A 19330-nucleotide genomic window follows, 5' to 3' on the forward strand; every position below is an offset into this window, starting at 1 on the left:
GCTTCAAACAGCAGTAGGCGAAAAAACTAGAGAATGTAAGGAGAGGGAAAATGTTCGAACTCGTAGACAACATCCCCGCAAGCCCGGTAATTAAAGTTATCGGTGTTGGCGGTGGCGGCGGCAACGCTGTCAATCACATGGTCAAGAGCAACATTGAAGGCGTTGAATTCATCTGCGCCAACACTGATGCCCAAGCGCTGAAAAGCATCGGCGCGCGGACCATTCTGCAACTGGGCACCGGCGTGACCAAAGGCCTGGGTGCCGGCGCCAACCCTGAAGTAGGTCGTCAGGCCGCTCTCGAAGACCGTGAGCGCATTGCCGAAGTCCTGCAGGGCACCAATATGGTGTTCATCACCACCGGCATGGGCGGTGGTACCGGTACCGGTGCTGCGCCGATCATTGCCGAAGTGGCCAAGGAAATGGGGATCCTCACCGTTGCGGTGGTGACCCGTCCGTTCCCGTTCGAAGGTCGCAAGCGTATGCAGATCGCCGACGAAGGTATTCGTCTGCTGTCTGAAAGCGTCGACTCGTTGATCACCATTCCCAACGAGAAGCTGCTGACCATCCTCGGTAAAGACGCAAGCCTGCTGTCGGCTTTCGCCAAGGCCGACGATGTACTGGCCGGTGCCGTTCGCGGTATCTCCGACATCATCAAGCGTCCGGGCATGATCAACGTCGACTTTGCCGACGTGCGTACCGTGATGAGCGAAATGGGCATGGCGATGATGGGCACCGGCTGCGCCAGCGGTCCGAACCGTGCACGTGAGGCCACCGAAGCGGCCATTCGCAACCCGTTGCTCGAAGACGTGAACCTGCAAGGCGCACGCGGCATCCTGGTGAACATCACCGCCGGTCCTGACCTGTCCCTGGGTGAGTACTCCGACGTGGGTAGCATCATCGAAGCCTTCGCTTCCGAGCACGCGATGGTCAAGGTCGGTACCGTTATCGATCCGGACATGCGCGACGAGCTACACGTGACTGTTGTTGCCACCGGTTTAGGCGCTAAAATCGAGAAGCCTGTGAAGGTCATCGACAATACCGTTCACACCTCGATGGCTTCCCAGCCACAACAACAAGCCCCTGTTCGTCAAGAACAGCCTGCGGTGAATTACCGTGACCTGGATCGTCCGACCGTCATGCGCAACCAGGCTCAGGCCGGTGCTACGACTGCCGCGAAGATGAACCCGCAAGATGACCTGGACTACCTGGACATCCCGGCTTTCCTGCGTCGTCAGGCCGATTGATGAAATGTATCAGGGGTATTAGGGTGATTGGTGTTCAGCAAAGGTCTGGTCTGCTATCATCGCCAGCCTTTGTTGATACCAGTTCGCAATTTGCGCTGAAGCGGCCCATGCCATGATAAAACAACGCACCCTGAAGAATATTATCCGTGCCACAGGTGTCGGCCTGCACTCCGGGGAGAAGGTCTACCTGACCCTCAAGCCAGCGCCCGTCGACACCGGCATTGTGTTTTGTCGTGCTGACCTCGACCCTGTGGTGCAGATTCCTGCCCGCGCGGAAAACGTTGGCGAAACCACTATGTCGACCACGCTTGTTAACGGTGATGTCAAAGTGGACACGGTGGAGCACTTGCTCTCGGCCATGGCTGGCCTGGGCATCGATAACGCCTACGTCGAGCTCTCCGCGTCCGAAGTCCCGATCATGGATGGTAGCGCTGGACCCTTCGTATTCCTGATTCAATCGGCCGGCCTGGAAGAACAGGACGCCGCCAAGAAGTTCATCCGGATCTTGCGGGAAGTGACAGTGGAAGACGGCGACAAGCGCGCCACTTTCGTCCCTTTCGAAGGTTTCAAAGTGAGCTTCGAGATCGATTTCGATCACCCGGTTTTCCGTGACCGCACACAAAGTGCAAGCGTGGATTTTTCCAGCACTTCGTTCGTAAAAGAAGTCAGCCGCGCCCGTACCTTTGGTTTCATGAGTGACATCGAGTACCTGCGCAAGCACAACCTCGCACTCGGCGGCAGCGTTGAAAACGCTATTGTGGTCGACGCGGATGGTGTACTGAACGAAGACGGCCTTCGCTATGAAGACGAATTCGTGAAGCACAAGATCCTCGATGCAATTGGTGACCTCTACCTACTGGGCAATAGCCTGATTGGTGAGTTCAAGGGCTTCAAGTCCGGACATGCATTGAACAACCAGCTGCTGCGCAAGTTGATTGAGCAGACAGATGCTTGGGAAGTCGTGACTTTCGAAGACGCCAGCACTGCACCGATCTCTTACATGCGTCCTGTTGCGGCCGTGTAAGCAAAAAACCTCTCTAGTTTTTTAAAGGCTACCTTCGGGTGGCCTTTTTTTATGGCTGCGGGAAAGTGGTCTGGTGTCTGTCATGGCCTCTTCGCGGGCAAGCCCGCTCCCACAGGTCATGCGTCGTGCCCGAATCCGCGTCAACCGCAAAACCTGTGGGAGCCGGGCTTGCCCGCGATGGGGCCGGCCGTCACAACGCAGATTTCACTACGTAGCAACCACCCGATTCCGCCCGTTTTCCTTGGCCTGATACAGCGCCTTGTCCGCCGCAAACAGCAACTGCTCCAGGCTGATGTCGGTTGCCGTCGTCCAGGTGCTGATACCAATACTGACAGTAATCGGCGATGTATCACTCCCCACCAACGGTAACCCCTCCACCGATGCGCGGACGTTGTCGGCAATCTGTTGCGCGCCGGCGCTGTCGGTTTCAGCCAGGATCACCGAAAACTCTTCGCCACCGTAACGGGCGACCAGATCCGCGGGCCGTCGAACATGAGTGCTGATCACCTTGGCCACCCAGCGCAAGGCATCGTCGCCGCCCTGATGGCCATGGCGATCGTTGAACGCCTTGAAGTGATCGACATCGATCATCAGCACTGACAATGGCAGGCCGGAACGTTGGGCGCGAAACCATTCATGGCGTAGGGCCTGATCCAGGCTTCGGCGGTTAGCCAGGCCGGTCAATGGGTCGGTAGCGGCCAGTTGTGCCAGTTCCTGCTCGGCACTTTGGCGCCGACGCAATTCCCGGCAGAGCAACCAGGTCAGCCACAGCAGGCTCACGCACAGGGCAATGGTCGCAAAGCTGACCACCACAGCGGTGCGCTTCCAGGCCGCAAAGACCTCATCACTGGACAACGCAACGATGACGATCAACGGCAAGTTCCCGACCTTGGAGAAGGTGTACAAGCGCTTGTCATGGTATCGATCGGACATGCTGGTGAAGCTTCCGTTGCCTTCTTTGACGATGCGCTGGAAATTGGGGCGGTTACTGAAGTTCTTGCCGATCAGCTCTTCGGCCAGACGTGGTTGCTGAGCCAGAAGCGTCCCGTCCTTGCTGATCAGATTGACCGTGCTGTCGCGGCCGACGCTCAAACTGTTGAACAACTGATCGAAGTAACTCAAGCGCATGGCGGCTTCGGCCACGCCCAGAAACTCACCCTGGGAGCCGTTCACCCGTCGGCTGAAACTGATACGCCAATCCTGTTCGGGCGACCTGGCTCTGAAGGGCGGGCTGATGAACATGCCCGGGTCCGGGTTGTTCACGTGAGACTGGAAGTACTCACGATCGGCATAGTTGCCCTGCCTGGGCTCCACCGAGGCCGAGTCGGCGATCACGTCGCCCTTGTTGTCGAGCAGCAAAATGTTGCCCTTGTACGGCGCGGCAGTGGCGCGATCGAAATAGGCCAAATGACGAATGGCTGGAGAAACGCTCTTGAGGTCTTCTCGCTGGGAGGCAGCGATCAAGCCCAATAGGGACACATCATAGAGTTCGACATTGCGCAGCACGTCGGCATCGATCAATTGCACGATATTGTTGGCGGCGCGAGCGGCGGACAATTCGGCGTTGGCGCGTTCACGGATCAGCAGGAAGGTCACGATGCTCAATATCGCAATCACCAACAACAAACTGCTGAGAACCAAAAGCCGCTCCGATCGTGTCGAACGGATCGGATGTTGAGAATTCGCACTGCTCACACTCATGGTTCTGACTTCTGCAAATAAGGCGTTATGAAAGTTCTTTTACAAAAATCGGGCAGAGTCCCAGAAACCGGTCGCGTCCGGAGCGCCTGTATAAATGCCGGATAAAAAAAAGGCCAGCAAAACATGCTGGCCTTTTGCTAATGGAAGCTTAGAAGACATTGAGCCGGTAGTCGATGATCATCCGGTATTCATCAGCTAACTCGTCAGTTGTTAATTTTTCTCGTCATCGATCGAATATCAAATTTACCCACGAAGAGTTCTTCAGGCGCGTCGTCGTCGATTTTGGCGGTAAAAGAGAATTCCCCGGTGGCGAACGCTTGCTCTCTATTGAAATCATGGATTGTCAGGGCCCCAGCGAGCGCTTCATAGCTCGTTCGCTGAGCGCCATCCTGAGTGAAGTAACGGCAGTAGTAGCGATTAGGAAAATCCTCCGTCGGTAATGAGTATTTCCCTGGCACAATCGAATTATAGAAGCCAATCTGGATGCCTCTGGATTGGCCTAGCACAGGTTCGGTCTGACCAGACAGCGTGATGGATTGGCTTCCGGACGGGGACTCACGGTATTCCACCATCGCAGATACGAACCCCCCGTGGTACGCGATAGTCACATCTACCCAACCTTCACTGGCGTGCGGTTGTCTATCCGAGTTGGCCGATTCAATTGTCATGATGAACTCCTTTGGAAGAGGGGAAGACAGGGCTACCTTCGCTCCTTTGGATTCAATACGACCGACTCGATTTCAGCTACTGTCAGATCTGACAGTAGAGGACTGCTTTTCTGACCTTTCTGACGAGTGGTAAATCACACATTGCCTTAGTGGATTGGTGCACGCAGTGCACGCAATACGCCGAAGCCGTCGAGGCCTGGCAGCATGACGTCGAGAACAATCACCGCGTAGTCGCTTTCCAGCGCCAGGTGCAGGCCTTCGACGCCATCGCCAGCCACGTCTACGGTGTAACCCTGTTCCGTCAGGCCGCGGTGCAGATAGTCCGCGGTTTTTTCTTCGTCTTCGATAATCAGAACGCGCATGACCCCGCCTCAGTCTGTGGTCGTCAGCGCCGACATCGGTGCTGACGCTGGTGGGAGAACGTGTCGATGGAATAGCCGCTCAAGCCACAAGTATATGACCGGCGTGGTGAACAGCGTCAGCGCCTGGCTCACTAGCAAGCCGCCGACCACCGCGATGCCCAATGGCTGGCGCAGTTCGGCGCCGGTGCCATAGCCGAGCATCAACGGCAGGGCACCAAGCAGGGCGGCGAGGGTGGTCATGATGATTGGCCGAAACCGCGTCATACACGCCTCGTAGATCGCCTCTTCCGGCGGCAAGCCACGGTTGCGCTGGGCGTCCAGCGCGAAGTCGATCATCAGAATGCCATTCTTCTTGACGATGCCGATCAGCAACACCAGCCCGATCAGCGCCATGATCGAAAAATCCTGGCCGCAGATCCACAGCATGATCACCGCCCCGAGCCCCGCCGAGGGCAGGGTCGAGATGATCGTCAGCGGGTGCACGAAGCTTTCGTACAGAACGCCAAGAATGATGTACACCGCCACCAGCGCCGCCAGAATCAGCCATGGCTGGCTGGCCAGCGAACTCTGGAAGGCTTGGGCCGCGCCCTGGAAATTACCGCTGATGGCCGTCGGCATGCCGATGTCGGTCTTGGCCTGATTGAGCATGATCACCGCATCACCCAACGCGACGCCGGGCGCCAGGTTGAACGACAGGTTGGCTGCCGGGAACATCCCGTCGTGAGCGATGGACAACGGGCCGATAGTCGGTGCATCGAATTTCGCCAGGGCCGACAGTGGCACCATTTCCCCGCTCAGCGGCGAGCGCAGGTAGAAATAGTTGAGGCTTTCGGCCTTGCCGCGCTGTTTGGCGTCCAGCTCCAGAATCACGTTGTACTGGTTGGTCTGGGTCTGGAACTCGTTGATCTGCCGCTGGCCGAAAGCGTCGTACAGCGCTTCATCGACATCGCTGGCGGTCAGGCCGAAACGCGCCGCAGCACTGCGGTCGATGTTGATGTGGGTGATGCTGCCGCCCAGTTGCAGATCGTTGGAAATGTCGCGGAACGCCGGGTTGCTGCGCAGTTTTTCCGTCAGGCGCTGGGTCCAGGTGCTCAGGAGTGCACCGTCGTTGCTCTTGAGCACGTATTGGTATTGCGCACGGCTCGGGCCGGAGCTGAGGTTGATGTCTTGCCCTGCGCGCAGGTACAACACGATGCCCGGGATTTTCATCAGCTGTGGGCGAATCCGGTCGATGAATTGGCTGGCGGACACATCGCGGTCGCCACGTTTTTTCAGAGAGATCCAGAAGCGGCCGTTGGCGATAGTCTGGTTGCTGCCCGAAACGCCGACCGAGTGTGAGAACGTCTCGACGGCAGGGTCGGCGGCGACGATTTCGGCCATTGCCAGGTGTTTTTTCACCATGTCGCCGTAGGAAATGTCCGCCGCCGCTTCGGTGGTGCCGAGGACGAAACCGGTGTCCTGCACCGGGAAGAAACCCTTCGGAATGAAAATGTACCCGGCGACCGCCAAGCCGAGGGACACGCCAAACACACCGAGCATCAATTTCTGATGGGCGAGGGCGCGGCGCAGGCCTTTCTCGTACAGCGCCAGCAAACGTTCGCCGAAACCCGGTTTGCCGTGGGCGTGATGCACCGGCGCGCGCATGAACAACGCCGCCAGGGTCGGCGCCAGCGTCAGGGACACCACCACGGAAATCATGATGGTCGAGGTGGCGGTCAGGGCGAATTCCTTGAACAGCCGCCCGACCACGCCGCCCATGAACAACAGCGGAATGAACGCCGCCACCAGTGAGAAACTGATCGAGACCACGGTAAAACCGATCTCGCCGGCACCCTTGATCGCGGCCTCGCGCATGCCGTCGCCGGCCTCCAGATGGCGGTGAATGTTTTCCACCACCACAATCGCATCGTCCACCACAAACCCGACGGACACCACGATCGCCACCAGCGTCAGGTTATTCAGGCTGAAGCCCATGATGTACATCAGGGCAAAACTGGCGATCAGCGACACACCGAGCACCGACGCCACGATCAGGGTCGCCGACAACTGCCGCAGGAACAGCGCCATCACCGCCACCACCAGCAGGATCGCGATTAGCAGGGTGACTTCCACTTCATGCAACGAGGCGCGGATGGTCTGGGTGCGGTCGATCAACACCTTGACCTGCACCGAGGCCGGCAGCATGGCCTCCAGCGTCGGCAGCGCTGCTTGAATACGGTCCACGGTCTCGACGATGTTGGCCCCCGGCTGCCGGAAAATCACCAGGTTCACCGCCGGCTGACCGTCAGCCCAGGCCTGGATATAGGCGTCTTCCGAACCGTTGACGACTTTGGCCACATCCTTGAGATGAACCGGTGCGCCGTCCTTGTAGGAAACAATCAGCTGACCGTATTCCTGAGGGTGGAATAATTGGTCGTTGGTGGACAAGGTCGAAATGCTCGACTCGCCATACAACGCACCCTTGGCCAGGTTGAGGCTGGTCTGCTGGATCGCCAGACGAATGTCCGCCAGGGTCAGGCCAATGGCGGCGAGTTTGTCCGCCGAGGCCTGCACGCGGATTGCCGGACGTTGCTGACCGGTGATGTTGATATTGCCTACGCCGTCGATCTGGCTGATCTGACGGGCGAGCAGGGTTTCCACCAAGTCACTGACTTCGGTGCCGGGCATTTGCGGCGAGTTGATGCTGAGGATCAGCACCGGGCTGTCGGCCGGGTTGACCTTTCTCCAGTTCGGCAGGTTCGGCATATCTTTGGGCAGTTTGCCGGCGGCGGTGTTGATCGCGGCCTGGACTTCCTGCGCGGCGGTGTCGATGCTTTTGTCGAGGGTGAATTGCAGGGTCAGAATGGTCGAGCCCAGGGCGCTGCTCGAGGTCATCTGGGTCACGCCGGGGATGGCGCTGAATTGCACTTCAAGCGGCGTGGCCACCGACGAGGCCATGGTTTCTGGGTTGGCGCCCGGCAGTTGCGCGGCCACCTGGATGGTCGGGAATTCCGCTTCCGGCAGTGGCGCAATCGGCAGTTGCGGGAAGGCGATGACACCGAGCAGCACCAAGGCAAAGGTCAGCAGGACCGTCGCCACCGGATGATCGATGCACCACGCGGAAATCGAGCCATGGCCCTTCATGGTTTCGGCTCCGATTGCACCACTTGCGGTGGGTCGGTCACTACCTGCACGGTCGAGCCTGGTTTGAGCCGCGACTGGCCGTCGCTGACCAGTACATCGCCCGGTTTCACGCCTTTGATGATGTCCTGGCCGCTGCCTTGGTAAACCATCTGCACCTGAACGACTTCGACCTTGTCGCCATTGACCCGATAGACGAAATGCTGATCAAGGCCACGTTGTACGACGGTGGGCGGCACCACCAGCGCATTTTTATCCAGCGCTGTCTGAATCTTTACCGTAACCAGCAGGCCCGGCCAGAGTTTCTGTGCGGTGTTGGCGAATTCGGCCTTGGCGCGGATGGTCCCGGTGTTGGCGTTGATCTGGTTGTCGATCAGGGTCAGATGACCTTCGCCCAGCAGGTTGCCGGTTTCGCCATCGGTGTCGGCACCAATGTAAGCCTTGACCGGCGTGTGCTGTGGATCGTTGATCAGGCCTTGCAGGGTCGGCAGCATTTGCTGCGGCAGGGAAAACTCCACGGCGATCGGGTCGATCTGGGTCACCGTGAACAACCCTTGAGTGTCGGTCATGCGCAGGAAGTTGCCTTCGTCCACTGTGCGAATACCGACACGACCGGTGACCGGGGAGCGAATCTGTGTGTAGGAAAGCTGTACCAGAGCAGCATCGATCGAGGCCTGATTGCCTTGGGCGGTGGCTTTGAGCTGATTGACCAGCGCTTGTTGCTGGTCATAGGTCTGCTTGGACACGCCGTCGTCGACGCTCAGCAGTTTGTAGCGTTTGAGGTTGACCTGAGCCACTTGCAGTTGCGCCTGACTTTCCCCCAGTTGCGCCCGGGCCTGGTCGAGGCTGGCGCGGATCGAGCGGTCGTCGAGGGTGGCCAGCAGGTCACCTTTGTTCACCCGTTGGCCTTCCTTGACCAGCAATTGGGTGAGGATGCCGTCGATCTGCGGACGTATGACCACGCTATGCAGCGACAGCACCGAGCCGATGCCGCTGACGTAGCGGGGCACGTCTTTTTCGGCGACGCTGACCACTCGCACGGGGATGGCGGTGGAGGTGGCCAGTTTGGTCGTTGGGGGTTTGGCGACGTACCACACGCCCAGCGCTGCCAGGACGATCAGAAGGGCGGCGAACAGGGCGTTTTTTTTCTGAGTTCGCATGCGAGTGGGGCGCCGGGCAGAGTGGTCGGAGTTTTGTCAGGTTTATACCTTTATAAACCTGTTCGCCCGTCAGGAAGGTGACCGGTAACTGACGGCGCTGTCAGTTTGGACCTCTCTGGATTGATGCTGATTCCGTTGTAGGCCCTGCCGAAGGCTGCGATTTTTGAATTTATTTTTCGATTCCGGCCGAAGGAAGCAGCTAGAGCATGGATGGAAAGTAAGGCGATGCTTCTGTGGCGAGGGAGCTTGCTCCCGCTGGGGCGCGCGGCCCTCGATTAGCGAATGCGGTTTCAGATAGAACTTTGGGGCCGCTTCGCAGCCCAGCGGGAGCAAGCTCCCTCGCCACAAAAGGTTCTAGCCAGCCTGAAGGTAACCGTTAAGGGCGAATCTCGATCATCGTGCCGTCCGGCACCAGACCCCAGACTTCGCGCATGTCCATGTTGCGCATAGCGATACAGCCATCAGTCCAGTCCAGGGTGTGGAACAGGTCTTCGGGGTTGTCTTCGGTATCCGGGGTGCCGTGGATCATGATCATGCCGCCAGGCTCGACGCCTTCGCGCCGGGCGCGGGCGGAGTCGCTGATATTAGGGTAGGAGATGTGCATCGCCAGGTTGAAACGGTCGCTGATCTTGCGCCAGTCCACCCAATAAAAGCCTTCGGGGGTGCGTTTGTCGCCCTCCATCAGCTTCGGCCCTTTGGGGCGTTTACCCAGGGATATGCGATAGGTCTTGATCGGCTTGCCATCATTGATCAATTGCAATTGATGGGCTGATTTGAGAACCAGAACTTTTTCGATGACTCTGCCGTCCAGCGTTTCCACGGAGGAAGCCTGGGTGACAGCGACGAACGACAAGCAAAAAAAAGCAAGCAACCAGCGCATTGAAACGATATCCCTGAGAGGTGTCGCGACTATTTATTTTATAGGTGCTTTTATGGGTAGGAAGCTTTAAATGATGGCAGGCTGGACCAGCGGCGGGATCGATTCGGACCGCACGGGGTAGACCTCGGTCCGCCGGTCAGCGAAGAAGCATTCTAAGGTACGCCCCACCGTGCGGAAAGCCAGTTCGCCCCAAGGGATGTCGGCTTCTTCGAACAGTTGCACTTCCAGGCTCTCGGGCCCCGCGGAAAAATCCAGGTCCACCAGTTCGGCGCGAAAGAATACATGCACCTGGCTGATGTGTGGCACGTCGATCAGCGTATAGATACTCAGATTGCGCACCCGGGCACAGGCTTCTTCTGCGGTCTCACGAATGGCGGCCTGTTCGATGGTCTCACCGTTTTCCATGAAACCGGCGGGCAGGGTCCAGTAACCGAGCCGTGGCTCGATGGCGCGCCGGCACAGCAACACCTTCGAACCCCAGGTCGGCACGCAACCGGCGACGATATTGGGGTTCTGGTAATGGATGGTATGACAGCTATCGCAGACAAAACGCAGGCGCGAATCGCCTTCGGGAATGCGCTGGGTTACCGGGTTGCCGCATTGGCTGCAAAATTTCATGCTTGGGTTCCTGAATGCTGCGCCTATCTTGGCGTGCAGCGGTGTCGGTCGGCAAGTTGTCGTTTCGCGACATGAGGCTGTTCGGGGCTTGGGCGGCCGGTGCGATTGGTGCATGATGCAGGGTAAGGCACAGATCGAGAAGACTCATGCTGGACGAGCTACTGCACCGGGTAAGCAACCACACGCCGCGTACGCTGGAAACCGACCGACGTTTCCCCGAAGCCGCGGTATTGGTGCCTATCACGCGCAGTGACGAACCGGAACTGGTCCTGACCCTTCGCGCCAGCGGGCTCTCGACCCATGGCGGCGAAGTCGCCTTCCCCGGCGGTCGACGCGACCCCGAAGACCCCGACCTGATTTTTACCGCCCTGCGCGAAGCCGAAGAAGAAATCGGCCTGCCGCCGGGGCTGGTCGAAGTGATCGGCCCGCTGAGCCCACTGATCTCCCTGCACGGCATCAAGGTCACGCCCTATGTCGGTGTGATTCCGGATTTCGTCGAATACCTGGCCAACGATGCCGAGATCGCCGCGGTGTTCAGCGTGCCGCTGGAGTTTTTTCGCAAGGACCCGCGCGAGCATACCCACCGCATCGACTATCAGGGCCACAGCTGGTACGTGCCAAGCTACCGTTATGGCGAGTACAAGATCTGGGGGCTGACGGCGATCATGATTGTCGAGTTGATCAACCTGCTCTATGACGCGAAAATCAGCCTGCATCAACCACCCAAGAGTTTTATCAAAACCTGAAGCCATTGCGCGTATGGCGTGACCCCGGCTTTTCGTTAGTGAGCCAGTCTGGCCTTGAGGACAATAAGATGAAATACCGCCTGGGCGACGCCCGCGTCGATACCCATCCGCAGAGCTGGGTCGCCCCCAATGCCATGCTGGTGGGCAAGGTCAAACTGGAAGAGGGCGCCAACGTCTGGTTCAACGCCGTGTTGCGTGGCGACAACGAATTGATCCTGATCGGCAAGAACAGCAACGTGCAGGACGGCACTGTCATGCACACAGACATGGGCTACCCGCTGACCATCGGCACCGGCGTGACCATCGGCCACAACGCCATGCTGCACGGTTGCACGGTGGGCGATTACAGCCTGATCGGCATTAACGCAGTGATTCTCAACGGTGCGAAAATCGGCAAGAACTGCATCATCGGCGCCAACTCGCTCATCGGTGAAGGCAAGGAAATTCCGGACTGTTCGCTGGTCATGGGCTCACCGGGCAAGGTCGTACGCGAATTGACCGAGCCGCAAAAGAGGATGCTCGAAGCCAGTGCCGCCCACTATGTGCATAACTCGCAGCGTTATGCCCGCGATCTGGTCGAGCAGGAAGAATGAGCACCATTGAACGACCCGTCCCGTCGCCGTGCGTGAGCATTTGTGCGCTGGATGAGGATGACATTTGCACCGGGTGTCAGCGCACGGTGGAAGAAATCACCCGCTGGAGCCGGATGGACAACGCAGAGCGGCGCAAGGTGTTGGAGTTGTGTCATGAGCGGGCGAAGTCGAGTGGGTTGATCTGGATGTTGGGCAAAACCCCCGGTCAGTAACCGAAGATCAAAAGATCGCAGCCTTCGGCAGCTCCTCCAGATTCGGTATTCGTCGCGATTTCGCGGATGAACGCGATCCCTCGTAGATACCGTCTTAAACCTCACCGAGCAAGCGCAAGTTTCGGGTCATAAGGCTGGCCCGATTTGAGCACGCCATAAACGAAGTGCAGCAGCTTGCGCATCGCGGCACAAATGATCTGCTTGGGGGCCTTGCCGTTGGCCTTCAAGCGATCCTTCATGGCCATGATCGCCTTGTTGTGCTGCAGCGCCACCAGGCCGGGCATGTAAAGGCCTGCCCGCACGCGCGCTGAGCCGATTTTTGAGATCACAGTACGGCCTTTGAGCAGTCCCGAATCCTGCAGCTTGGGGTTCAACCCAGCAGCAGCAACCAGCTTGCGAGGATCGTCATATTTACGCAGGTCGCCCAGCTCGGCCAGCAGCCGCTCAAGCGTTTTCTGCCCGATACCGTCGATGGTCACGATCAAGTCGCGCATTTGACGCATATCCGGGTCGTCATCGATGTGTTTTTTGATCGCTTTGTGCGTTTCAGCGATCTCTTTTTCGATATGGTGCAGCACGGAGTTAATTGAGGCTTTGACCTTTTCGTCAGATACCCCCAGACGATTGAGCTCCATTTGCTGCATTTCCTGAAGGTCATCCAGGCGGCGAACCAAGGCTTTCAACTGGCGATACTTCAGAGGCTCCGGCGCCCATGGCTGAAGCTTTTCATCCTTTTCCCGGGCGAAGTCCGCGATCAGCTTGGCGTCGCTTTTATCGGTTTTGATCCGGCGTAACTCACTGCCGGCGTAGGCATGGGTCGTGGCCGGATTCACCACGCAAACCCGGTAACCCTTGTTGTAGACGAACTCGGCGAGCGCCAGGTGATAGACACTGGTGGCCTCCATCACGATCAGTGCCGAAGGTTCGACCTGCTTGTGCAGCCAGGCTTCAAACTCTTTGAATCCTTTGGCGTCGTTCGCCAGTTTGGCTTTGGTTTTATGCTTGCCATTCGGCAGGTGTGTAGCGATATCAAAGGTGTTTTTAGCGACATCGACGCCGACGAAACTGGACATGTCTTCTCCCAATCAGATCAGTTGCGATCATCACTACACTCTGTCCAACCTTGTGAATGCGGGCTCTCGCCAGAGACGGGCCCAAGATACCGTTCGAACTGTACGAGTGAGTGTGGAGGGTTGGAGCACGATCTACGTCACAGGCAAAAAGCCTAAGGAGCTGCACGGCTTCCAGGTCCCTCCCTCGATGATCAGTCGAGAACTATCGCTCCTGATGGAGCAATAGTCGAGATACAAGGAGCTGCCGCAGGCTGCGATCTTTTGATTTAAGCCTTTGCGTGACTGAAGTACTCTTTGCACCAAATTGACAGGTATCCCCTACCCCCATGCTCTTCCTGATCGCCTACATCAGCAGCGTCGTGCTGATCAATTACGCCTTTTCCAGCGCCCCGCACCTGGACATCATCTGGTCGGCCTGGGGTGGGCTGGTGTTCGTGCTGCGCGACATGGTGCAAACCCGCTTCGGTCACGGCGCGATCGCGGCGATGCTGGTGGCGTTGATACTGTCCTACGTCACTTCCGACCCCTCCATCGCCCTGGCCAGCGCCATCGCATTCGCCGTGTCGGAGTGCATCGACTGGCTGGTGTTCAGCATCACCAAGCGTCCATTGCACGATCGCCTGTGGATAAGTTCGGCGCTGAGCATCCCGCTCGACACCTTCATCTTCTTCGGCATGATCGATGCCTTCACTCCGGCCGTGATCCTCACCGCCATGGGCTCGAAGTTCGCCGGTGTGACGGTCGTGTGGCTGATCATGGCCTGGCGCTTGCGTAATCAGGCCGTCGTCAGCTGAAGCCAAACCCTCAGGTTCATGTAAAATGCCGCGCTTTCTCCCCATGGGAAGCGCGCTTCCCTCGATGATCCGCTTCTTGAGGACCTGAGATGACCCGTATCGGAACTCCATTGTCGCCAACCGCGACCCGCGTATTGCTGTGTGGCTGTGGTGAGTTGGGCAAGGAAGTGGTGATCGAGCTGCAACGCCTGGGCGTTGAAGTGATTGCCGTGGATCGCTACGCCAATGCGCCAGCCATGCAAGTCGCCCATCGCAGCCATGTGATCAACATGCTCGACGGCGCCGCCCTGCGTGCAGTGATCGAAGCCGAGAAGCCGCACTTCATCGTGCCGGAAATCGAAGCCATCGCCACCGCGACCCTGGTGGAACTGGAATCCGAAGGCTTCACCGTGATCCCGACCGCTCGCGCCGCACAGTTGACCATGAACCGCGAAGGCATCCGTCGCCTGGCCGCTGAAGAGCTGGGCTTGCCGACGTCGCCGTACTACTTCGCCGACACCTTCGAGGACTACAGCAAGGCTGTCGAAGATCTGGGTTTCCCATGCGTGGTCAAACCGGTCATGAGTTCCTCGGGCAAAGGCCAGAGCCTGCTGCGCAGCGTCGATGACGTGCAGAAGGCCTGGGATTACGCTCAAGAAGGTGGCCGCGCCGGTAAAGGTCGCGTGATCGTCGAAGGTTTCATCGACTTCGACTACGAAATCACCCTGCTGACCGTGCGTCACATTGGCGGCACTACGTTCTGTGCGCCGGTTGGGCATCGTCAGGAGAAGGGCGACTATCAGGAATCCTGGCAGCCACAAGCCATGAGTCCGGTTGCTCTGGCTGAATCCGAGCGCGTTGCCAAAGCGGTGACCGAGGCCTTGGGTGGCCGTGGTCTGTTTGGCGTCGAGCTGTTCATCAAAGGTGATCAGGTCTGGTTCAGCGAAGTTTCGCCGCGCCCGCATGACACCGGTCTGGTGACCCTGATTTCCCAGGACCTGTCGCAGTTCGCGCTGCACGCACGGGCGATCCTGGGCCTGCCGATTCCATTGATCCGTCAGTTCGGGCCTTCGGCTTCGGCGGTGATTCTGGTGGAAGGGCAGTCGACTCAAACCGCATTCGCCAATTTGGGCGCTGCGCTGAGCGAGCCAGATACTGCATTGCGTTTGTTCGGCAAGCCAGAGGTCAATGGCCAGCGTCGGATGGGTGTGGCGTTGGCGCGTGATGAGTCGATTGAAGCTGCTCGTGCGAAAGCGACCCGTGCTTCTCAGGCTGTTGTTGTAGAGCTCTAAACCGAGGCGCGCCTATCGCGAGCAGGCTCGCTCCCACATTAAACCGCATTCTTTCTGACAGAACGTGGTCCCTGTGGGTGCGAGCCTGCTCGCGATGGCGGCCCGTCAGACTACCCGATTCAAATCGTTATGCCGCGTCTCCTTCAGGCACAGCACCGCGATCAAGCTCAGCACCGCCGCCCCCGACACATACCCGCCGACATAACTCAAACCGCCCATCGCCACCAGTTTCTGTGCAAAGAACGGTGCCGCCGAGGCTCCGACAATCCCGCCCAAGTTGTAGGCCGCCGATGCGCCGGTATAGCGTACGTGGGTCGGAAACAGCTCTGGCAGCAGCGCGCCCATCGGCGCAAACGTCACGCCCATCAGAAACAGTTCGATGCACAGAAACAGCGCCACGCCCCAAGTCGAGCCTTGGGTGAGCAGCGGTTCCATCAGGAATCCGGACAGAATCGCCAGCACGCCACCGATGATCAGCACCGGTTTACGCCCGAAACGATCACTCGCCCAAGCCGACAGCGGTGTTGCGGCCGCCATGAACAGCACCGCGAAACACAGCAGGGCGAGGAAGGTTTCTCGGGTATAGCCGAGCGTCGATACGCCATAACTCAGCGAAAACACTGTCGAGATGTAGAACAGCGCGTAGCACACTACCATCGAGCCGGCCCCCAGCAGCATCGGCGCCCAGTACTGGCTGAACAGCTCAACCAGCGGGATCTTCACCCGTTCCTGACGAGCCATGGCGTTGGCGAACACCGGGGTTTCGTGGAGCTTGAGGCGCACGTACAGACCGACCATCACCAGCACGGCACTGAGCAGGAACGGAATCCGCCAGCCCCACGAACGGAACTGCTCGTCGTTGAGGCTCATGGCCAGAGTCAGGAACAGGCCGTTCGCCGCCAGAAACCCGATCGATGGACCGAGTTGCGGGAACATGCCGTACCAGGCGCGCTTGCCTTTGGGCGCGTTCTCCGTGGCCAGCAACGCGGCACCACCCCATTCACCACCCAGCCCCAGGCCCTGGCCGAAGCGCAGCACGCAAAGCAGGATCGGCGCCCAGGCGCCAATGCTCTCGTAACCCGGCAGCACGCCAATCAGCGTGGTACACACGCCCATCAACAGCAAGGAGGCGACCAGTGTCGATTTACGCCCGATGCGGTCACCGAAGTGGCCGAACAGCGCCGAACCCAGTGGCCGTGCAAGGAAGGCGATACCGAAGGTGAGGAAGGCCGACAGCATTTGGGCGGTGCCGGAGGTTTGCGGAAAGAACACCGGACCGATCACCAGCGCCGCTGCCGTGGCATAGACGTAGAAGTCGTAGAATTCGATGGCCGTGCCGATGAAACTCGCGGTGGCTACTCGGGTGGCGGAGTTGGTTGGTTGTGCAGGCGTGGTTTCGGTATATGTCGTGCTGGTCGTCATGCGGTAATCCCTGACAGTCATGTGCCCCAGTGGAGCGAATTATTATGGTCGAATACCCAGGGATGTGGGTTTAACGCAGAGTGCGGGTAGCACGGGGTATGGCGGGGCTGGGTAAGCGGCTTGATTATAGGAAGGCAGCTAATGATTCAACAAGCGGCTTGGAGGATGCGATGGCTTTTGTGGCGAGGGAGCTTGCTCCCGCTCGGGTGCGTAGCGGCCGCAAACGGCTGAATGCATTCTTTCAGGGTAATTGAGCTGTCTGTGATCGGGCCTGCTTCGCAGTCCGGCGGGAGCAAGCTCCCTCGCCACAGGCAAGCCCCTGGCTACAGGGGGGCTGTCAGATTTTGGAAAGGGCAGGCACTGAACTGGTATGCCAGATCAGCACGCGCGTGACGCGATTGTCTTCCGTCTCCAGAATCTCCAGCCGATACCGCCCGATCTTCAGGCAAACCGCGCTGTCGGGGATCGTTTCCAGCGCCTCGGTCACTAACCCGTTGAGGGTTTTCGGACCATCGCTGGGTAGGTGCCAGCCAAGGCTTTTGTTCAATTCGCGAATCGATGCCGCGCCCTCGATCACCAGGCGACCATCGGCCAGCGGATGAATGTGCGGGTTGTCCAGGCTGTGCTGGCTTTCGAACTCGCCGACGATTTCTTCGAGAATGTCTTCCAGGGTCACGATGCCCAGCACTTCGCCGTACTCATCGACCACCATGCCCAAACGCCGCTGCTGCTTGTGGAAGTTCAGCAATTGCAGCTGCAGCGGGGTGCTTTCCGGTACGAAGTACGGTTCGTGACTGGCTGCCAGCAGCGCTTCCAGAGTCAGACTTGAATCGGGCAGCAAATGACGGATCTGCCGGGTGTTGAGCACCGCTTCGACCTGGTTGATGTCGCTGTGGAATACCGGCAGGCGGGTGCGCCTGTTATGGCGCAGTTGTTCGATGATTTCTTCGAGGGAATCGTCCAGATTGATTCCGTCGACGTCACTGCGCGGTACCAGAATATCGTTGACCGTGATGTTATCCAGCGCGTGGATACCTGACAGCAAATGCGGGCGACTGGCTGCGTGTTCGTGATCGTCGTGCCGATTTGCCGGTGCCTCGTCTTCGCTTTGCTGCACCACGTTGATTTTGCGGGCGAATGGTCGCATCAGCAGTTGGCTGATGGCATTAAGTAACCAGGCCGCCGGGTAGACGATCTTCAAGGGTATGCCGAGCAGTGTGTTGCCCAGGGTCAGGACGGCATCCGGATAGCGCACGGCAAGGGTGCGCGGCAGGTAGTCGGCGAACACCAACAGCACCGCGCTGGCACCGAGGCAGGCAATCCATGGACCGTTTTGCGCCCAGGTGAAAATCGCCAGCAAGGTGCTGATGACCACCACCAGCGCGCGGCACAGGGTGTTGCAGAGGATCAGGCTGCTGAGCGGGAAATTCAGCTTGGCCACGGGTTTGTCGCTCGAGCGCGAGGCTGTTCGCTGGGCCAGCAAGTGATGATGTGCAACTTCGATGGCGGTAAACAGCCCCGACCATAAAATCAGCAGGGCCAGCACCGCGAGCATCGGCCCTATGGGCAAGTCGTCCATTAATGCCGCCCGTCAGATATGCAGAATGTATTCGCGGACCAGCTTACTGCCGAAGTACGCCAACATCAGCAGGCAGAAACCGGCAAGGGTCCAGCGGATGGCTTTGTGTCCGCGCCAGCCGAGGCGGTTGCGCCCCCAAAGCAGCACGCTGAACACGATCCAGGCCAGGCACGCCAGCAGGGTTTTATGCACCAGGTGCTGGGCGAACAAGTTCTCGACGAACAACCAGCCGGAAATCAACGACAACGACAGCAGGCTCCAGCCGGCCCAGAGAAAACCAAACAGCAGGCTCTCCATGGTTTGCAGTGGCGGGAAGTTCTTGATCAGCCCGGACGGATGCTTGTGTTTGAGCTGATGGTCCTGAACCAGCAGCAGCAACGCCTGGAACACCGCGATGGTGAACATGCCGTAAGCGAGGATCGACAAGAGAATGTGGGCGAGGATGCCTGGCTCTTCGTCAATGATCTGCACCGTGCCAGCGGGGGCGAACTGTGCCAGCAGCACGGTGGCGGCGCCCAGCGGGAACAGCAATAGCAGCAGGTTTTCCACCGGAATCCGCGAACAGGCCAGCAGGGTCAGGGCGATGACCGCCGCGGCGATCAGGCTGGCGGCGCTGAAAAAGTCCAGGGCCAGGCCGATCGGTGTCAGCAGATAGGTGATCAGGCTGACGCTGTGGGCCAGCACGGCCAGCACACCGAGCGTGACCAGCAGGCGCTTGTTCGCCTTGGCGCCGGTGGCCAGACGAGTGCCCTGATAGAGGGTCGCAGCGGCATATAAGCAGGCGGCGGCGAGGGAGGTAAGCAAACTGGGTGACAAGGGGAGCATAAATCCTGTTAGGCAAGCCCGAAAGGCGCTGAGTTTGG

17 protein-coding genes and 1 pseudogene are annotated in these 19330 nt (G+C 58.9%); 7 read left to right on the forward strand and 11 right to left on the reverse strand.

Annotation, left to right across the window (positions count from 1 at the left end):
* Positions 1-50 precede the first annotated feature (50 nt).
* Positions 51-1244 carry a cell division protein FtsZ gene (gene ftsZ, locus AB4O41_RS22415; RefSeq protein ID WP_460144740.1) on the forward strand — a complete coding sequence of 398 codons (1194 nt, stop codon included), beginning with the start codon at positions 51-53 and terminating at the stop codon, positions 1242-1244.
* A gap of 112 nt (positions 1245-1356) precedes the next feature.
* Positions 1357-2268 carry a UDP-3-O-acyl-N-acetylglucosamine deacetylase gene (gene lpxC, locus AB4O41_RS22420; protein ID WP_007939852.1) on the forward strand — a complete coding sequence of 304 codons (912 nt, stop codon included), beginning with the start codon at positions 1357-1359 and terminating at the stop codon, positions 2266-2268.
* A gap of 207 nt (positions 2269-2475) precedes the next feature.
* Here the strand turns inward: lpxC and AB4O41_RS22425 are convergent, their stop codons facing one another.
* From AB4O41_RS22425 to AB4O41_RS22455, 7 genes and pseudogenes are all read right to left on the reverse strand, one after another.
* Complete coding sequence (locus AB4O41_RS22425; protein WP_460144741.1) at positions 2476-3969, reverse strand: sensor domain-containing diguanylate cyclase; 1494 nt, start codon at positions 3967-3969, stop codon at positions 2476-2478.
* A 203-nt stretch (positions 3970-4172) separates the two neighbouring features.
* The gene (locus AB4O41_RS22430; protein ID WP_460144742.1) at positions 4173-4637 is read right to left on the reverse strand and encodes a hypothetical protein; all 465 of its coding nucleotides are present in this window, start codon (positions 4635-4637) and stop codon (positions 4173-4175) included.
* Between the two features lie 158 nt (positions 4638-4795).
* A pseudogene (locus AB4O41_RS22435) lies at positions 4796-4999 on the reverse strand (response regulator); the annotation flags it as partial.
* A 9-nt stretch (positions 5000-5008) separates the two neighbouring features.
* Positions 5009-8122 (reverse strand): multidrug efflux RND transporter permease subunit, encoded by a 3114-nt coding sequence (locus AB4O41_RS22440; protein ID WP_460144743.1) that lies wholly within the window; start codon positions 8120-8122, stop codon positions 5009-5011.
* Positions 8119-9279: an efflux RND transporter periplasmic adaptor subunit gene (locus AB4O41_RS22445; protein ID WP_460144744.1), complete on the reverse strand. Its 1161-nt coding sequence runs from the start codon at positions 9277-9279 to the stop codon at positions 8119-8121. Before AB4O41_RS22445 ends, AB4O41_RS22440 begins: the two co-directional genes overlap by 4 nt.
* A gap of 376 nt (positions 9280-9655) precedes the next feature.
* Positions 9656-10159 (reverse strand): L,D-transpeptidase family protein, encoded by a 504-nt coding sequence (locus AB4O41_RS22450; RefSeq protein ID WP_460144745.1) that lies wholly within the window; start codon positions 10157-10159, stop codon positions 9656-9658.
* A gap of 66 nt (positions 10160-10225) precedes the next feature.
* Positions 10226-10777: an NUDIX hydrolase gene (locus AB4O41_RS22455; RefSeq protein ID WP_038981700.1), complete on the reverse strand. Its 552-nt coding sequence runs from the start codon at positions 10775-10777 to the stop codon at positions 10226-10228.
* 146 nt (positions 10778-10923) lie between these two features.
* On the opposite strand from AB4O41_RS22455, the gene AB4O41_RS22460 reads away from it, so the two are divergent.
* The 3 genes from AB4O41_RS22460 to AB4O41_RS22470 all read left to right on the forward strand — a co-directional run bounded on the left by AB4O41_RS22460 (position 10924) and on the right by AB4O41_RS22470 (position 12328).
* The gene (locus AB4O41_RS22460; RefSeq protein WP_367372841.1) at positions 10924-11523 is read left to right on the forward strand and encodes a CoA pyrophosphatase; all 600 of its coding nucleotides are present in this window, start codon (positions 10924-10926) and stop codon (positions 11521-11523) included.
* 68 nt (positions 11524-11591) lie between these two features.
* Positions 11592-12116: a gamma carbonic anhydrase family protein gene (locus AB4O41_RS22465; RefSeq protein ID WP_460144746.1), complete on the forward strand. Its 525-nt coding sequence runs from the start codon at positions 11592-11594 to the stop codon at positions 12114-12116.
* Positions 12113-12328 (forward strand): DUF1289 domain-containing protein, encoded by a 216-nt coding sequence (locus AB4O41_RS22470; protein WP_460144747.1) that lies wholly within the window; start codon positions 12113-12115, stop codon positions 12326-12328. Before AB4O41_RS22465 ends, AB4O41_RS22470 begins: the two co-directional genes overlap by 4 nt.
* Positions 12329-12429: 101 nt before the next feature.
* On the opposite strand, the gene AB4O41_RS22475 is transcribed toward AB4O41_RS22470, so the two are convergent.
* On the reverse strand, positions 12430-13401 hold the full coding sequence (locus AB4O41_RS22475; protein WP_460144197.1) for an IS110 family RNA-guided transposase: 972 nt from the start codon (positions 13399-13401) through the stop codon (positions 12430-12432).
* 326 nt (positions 13402-13727) lie between these two features.
* On the opposite strand from AB4O41_RS22475, the gene AB4O41_RS22480 reads away from it, so the two are divergent.
* Both AB4O41_RS22480 and purT read left to right on the forward strand, forming a co-directional pair.
* Positions 13728-14195, forward strand: coding sequence for a preQ0 transporter (locus AB4O41_RS22480; protein WP_460144748.1), 468 nt, complete (start codon positions 13728-13730; stop codon positions 14193-14195).
* An 89-nt stretch (positions 14196-14284) separates the two neighbouring features.
* Complete coding sequence (gene purT, locus AB4O41_RS22485; RefSeq protein WP_460144749.1) at positions 14285-15466, forward strand: formate-dependent phosphoribosylglycinamide formyltransferase; 1182 nt, start codon at positions 14285-14287, stop codon at positions 15464-15466.
* Between the two features lie 105 nt (positions 15467-15571).
* Here the strand turns inward: purT and AB4O41_RS22490 are convergent, their stop codons facing one another.
* From AB4O41_RS22490 to AB4O41_RS22500, 3 genes are all read right to left on the reverse strand, one after another.
* Entirely contained in the window at positions 15572-16888 is a 1317-nt protein-coding gene (locus tag AB4O41_RS22490) for an MFS transporter (RefSeq protein ID WP_460144750.1), read from the reverse strand.
* 337 nt (positions 16889-17225) lie between these two features.
* Positions 17226-18467, reverse strand: a complete 1242-nt coding sequence (locus AB4O41_RS22495; protein ID WP_460144751.1) for a transporter associated domain-containing protein — start codon at positions 18465-18467, stop codon at positions 17226-17228.
* Positions 18468-18479: 12 nt separating this feature from the next.
* Positions 18480-19292 carry a cytochrome C assembly family protein gene (locus tag AB4O41_RS22500; RefSeq protein ID WP_367372835.1) on the reverse strand — a complete coding sequence of 271 codons (813 nt, stop codon included), beginning with the start codon at positions 19290-19292 and terminating at the stop codon, positions 18480-18482.
* Between the last annotated feature and the right edge of the window lie 38 nt (positions 19293-19330).

Source organism: Pseudomonas sp. S2_A02 (genome assembly GCF_054668495.1).

Excerpts from the sequence above, each read along its gene's own strand:
- AB4O41_RS22440 (WP_460144743.1), bottom strand. The coding sequence starts at position 8,122 with ATGAAGGGCCATGGCTCGATTTCCGCGTGGTGCATCGATCATCCGGTG.
- AB4O41_RS22445 (WP_460144744.1), bottom strand. The coding sequence starts at position 9,279 with ATGCGAACTCAGAAAAAAAACGCCCTGTTCGCCGCCCTTCTGATCGTC.
- AB4O41_RS22455 (WP_038981700.1), bottom strand. The coding sequence starts at position 10,777 with ATGAAATTTTGCAGCCAATGCGGCAACCCGGTAACCCAGCGCATTCCC.
- AB4O41_RS22425 (WP_460144741.1), bottom strand. The coding sequence starts at position 3,969 with ATGAGTGTGAGCAGTGCGAATTCTCAACATCCGATCCGTTCGACACGA.
- purT (WP_460144749.1), top strand. The coding sequence starts at position 14,285 with ATGACCCGTATCGGAACTCCATTGTCGCCAACCGCGACCCGCGTATTG.
- lpxC (WP_007939852.1), top strand. The coding sequence starts at position 1,357 with ATGATAAAACAACGCACCCTGAAGAATATTATCCGTGCCACAGGTGTC.
- AB4O41_RS22500 (WP_367372835.1), bottom strand. The coding sequence starts at position 19,292 with ATGCTCCCCTTGTCACCCAGTTTGCTTACCTCCCTCGCCGCCGCCTGC.
- AB4O41_RS22490 (WP_460144750.1), bottom strand. The coding sequence starts at position 16,888 with ATGACGACCAGCACGACATATACCGAAACCACGCCTGCACAACCAACC.
- AB4O41_RS22480 (WP_460144748.1), top strand. The coding sequence starts at position 13,728 with ATGCTCTTCCTGATCGCCTACATCAGCAGCGTCGTGCTGATCAATTAC.
- ftsZ (WP_460144740.1), top strand. The coding sequence starts at position 51 with ATGTTCGAACTCGTAGACAACATCCCCGCAAGCCCGGTAATTAAAGTT.
- AB4O41_RS22465 (WP_460144746.1), top strand. The coding sequence starts at position 11,592 with ATGAAATACCGCCTGGGCGACGCCCGCGTCGATACCCATCCGCAGAGC.
- AB4O41_RS22460 (WP_367372841.1), top strand. The coding sequence starts at position 10,924 with ATGCTGGACGAGCTACTGCACCGGGTAAGCAACCACACGCCGCGTACG.
- AB4O41_RS22475 (WP_460144197.1), bottom strand. The coding sequence starts at position 13,401 with ATGTCCAGTTTCGTCGGCGTCGATGTCGCTAAAAACACCTTTGATATC.
- AB4O41_RS22450 (WP_460144745.1), bottom strand. The coding sequence starts at position 10,159 with ATGCGCTGGTTGCTTGCTTTTTTTTGCTTGTCGTTCGTCGCTGTCACC.
- AB4O41_RS22430 (WP_460144742.1), bottom strand. The coding sequence starts at position 4,637 with ATGACAATTGAATCGGCCAACTCGGATAGACAACCGCACGCCAGTGAA.
- AB4O41_RS22495 (WP_460144751.1), bottom strand. The coding sequence starts at position 18,467 with ATGGACGACTTGCCCATAGGGCCGATGCTCGCGGTGCTGGCCCTGCTG.
- AB4O41_RS22470 (WP_460144747.1), top strand. The coding sequence starts at position 12,113 with ATGAGCACCATTGAACGACCCGTCCCGTCGCCGTGCGTGAGCATTTGT.